Annotated in this window: 3 tRNA genes; all 3 read right to left on the bottom strand. The window is 50.5% G+C overall.

Annotated features, from left to right (window positions below):
• Position 1: 1 nt before the first annotated feature.
• A tRNA-Gly gene (locus ACXX53_RS23160) sits at positions 2-75 on the bottom strand.
• A 7-nt stretch (positions 76-82) separates the two neighbouring features.
• Positions 83-159: transfer RNA gene (locus ACXX53_RS23165), tRNA-Pro, on the bottom strand.
• A 21-nt stretch (positions 160-180) separates the two neighbouring features.
• Positions 181-257 (bottom strand) — tRNA-Arg (locus ACXX53_RS23170).
• Positions 258-291 lie beyond the last annotated feature (34 nt).

Here is a 291-nt window from a genome sequence, read left to right on the forward strand (position 1 = left end):
ATGGAGCGGGTGATGGGAATCGAACCCACGCTATTAGCTTGGAAGGCTAAAGTTCTACCATTGAACTACACCCGCATATTGATGGTCGGGATGACACGATTTGAACATGCGACCCCCTGGTCCCAAACCAGGTGCTCTACCAAGCTGAGCTACATCCCGTTACCTGTTATGTTGTGAAAATGGCGTGCCTTGAGAGATTCGAACTCCCGACCTTTTGATTCGTAGTCAAACGCTCTATCCAGCTGAGCTAAAGGCACATATTCTGGAGCGGACAACGGGATTCGAACCCGC

Source organism: Paenibacillus marinisediminis (assembly GCF_054343325.1).